1 protein-coding gene and 1 pseudogene are annotated in these 1,955 nt (G+C 67.8%); both read right to left on the reverse strand.

What is annotated here, in order from left to right; genetic code table 11:
• Positions 1–826: ParB/RepB/Spo0J family partition protein (locus ACR0B3_RS23755; RefSeq protein WP_480811207.1), on the reverse strand; the 826-nt coding region annotated here is incomplete at its 3' end.
• A pseudogene (locus ACR0B3_RS23760) lies at positions 823–1,803 on the reverse strand (ParA family protein); the annotation flags it as partial. The gene ACR0B3_RS23755 and the pseudogene ACR0B3_RS23760, both read right to left, overlap by 4 nt.
• Positions 1,804–1,955 lie beyond the last annotated feature (152 nt).

The following is a 1,955-nucleotide window of genomic DNA, read 5'->3' on the forward strand; positions in this document are numbered from 1 at the left end:
GGATCGCGTGGGGGATCCCCTCCATCTCGTCCATGCGCGCGGCCAGGGTCGTGCCGAGCGCGCGCGGGATCTCGGTGGGAAATTGCAGGTCCTCGCCCAGCTCCCGCATCACGCGGATGAAGGCACGGATATAGCTGCGCTTGGAGTAGTTGGCCGACTGGAACAGTTCCGCCACCGCGCGGTTGGGATCGTTCTCGGCGGTATGCGGGTCGGCGGCGTAGTTCAGGGCCAGCTGGGCCATCTCGGCAAAGGAGATGTCCTTGCGCACCATGTTCTCGTCCACCATCCGGCGATAGAGCGCTTCCAGCGCCGCGCCGCGGGCCTCGATCCCCGCCGGGATCGCGCCCCAGGTCTCGGCATCGCCGGTCTCGTCCAGCAGCCGGCGATAGGCCTGCACCCGGCGGTAGCCCTGGATCAGTTCGTAGCGGCCATCCTCCCGCGGCTCGACCCGGATCGGGTTCGACAGGCCCAGGTCGCGGATCGAGGCGATCAGCTCGTCAAGCTCCGGGTCTAGCCCCGGCAGGCGGTCGCGGGCCAGCTTGTAGGTTTCGATCTGGTCCAGCGGGATGCGGTCGACGATCTGCCCGGCCTTCTTCAGGCGGACGAATTCATGGGCGAGCTTGTCGTTTTCCGCCCGGATCTGCGCCTCCAGCGCGCCGCGGTCGCGAGCGTGATCCGAGGTCTCGGTGATTGCCGCGGCCATGGGACCGCGCCGGGGCGGTGTGGTCTCAGCATGTGAAACCTTCCCCGCGGGGAAGGTTTTCGGCGGGGCCGCGTCGGCTTCGGGCGGCATCTCGATGTCGAACATGCGGCGTTTCTTGCTCATGGCGTGTCCTCCAGATTGTCCCAGGCGGCCAGCATGTGACCGCGAAACTCGGTGTAGGCTGCATCGAAGGTGGCCCGCGCCCGGCGCCAGGTGCCCCGGGTCATCTCGCGGTAGTCGATCTCGTAAACCGATGACAGGAAACGGCCCGACTGTTCGACCGCGCGGGTCATCTCGATCGGACTGTCGGCGACCCGGTCCCCGAAGACCTGCTTGAAGGCCTGGAACATCGCCCGGTGCAGCTCGTTGCCGGGCTCGTATCGCGTCATCAGGAACCGTATGTCACGAAACACTTTCGGAAGCGTAACCCCGGCGCGCGCAAAGCTGTCGGCGCCGTGGGCGAGATCCTCGAGCGCCTCGGCGAGCTGGCCGATGAAGGAGGTGGTGCTGTCATACTCCCAATAGCCCGGGCCCGAGGGGATATAGAGCATGTCGGCGGCGAAGACCGCGTTCATGGACTGGTAGCCGATGGCGGGCGGACAGTCGAAGAGGATGATGTCATAGGCGTCGTCCGGGATCTGGTCGAGAAAGCGCGACACGGCCGCGAAGAAGGACCATTCGGGGTTGAGGTGGCGGTACTGGGCGGAGGCGAACTCGACAAAGGCCGCGTTGGCGCAGGAGGGGATGATGTCGATGGTCGGCCAGGCGGTCGGCTGGATGAAGTCCGACACCCGCAGCGCGCCGAGCCCGAGATCCTGGATCGCGGCGGGCAGCTGGCGGCGGGGCAGGGCGGTGCCGCTCTCGGCGCCGGCGGCGGTGGCGTTCATCCGCTCGGTCTCGCGGATCAGGTCGCGGGCCATGATGCCCCAGACGGTGTGATCCTCGACCACGTCCGACAGGCCCATGGAATGGCTGAGGGTTGCCTGGGGGTCGAAGTCCACGGCGAGGACGCGGTAGCCATCGAGGGCGGCGGCATGGGCGAAGTGCAGCGCCACGGTGGACTTGCCCGCGCCGCCCTTGAAGTTGACGATGGCCACGCGGATGGGGCAGGGGGCGGAGGTGCCACAGAGCAATGTCGTCCCCCTGCGCCCGGTTCCGGAGGTGAGCCGGGCGGGCGGGCTCTGGCCGCAGGTGCAGCTGCAGTTGCGCGACAGCTACCCGGCGCAGTTCGCGACCTGGTTCAGCAAGCTCG

It is taken from the genome of Ruegeria sp. CE9, assembly GCF_056537425.1.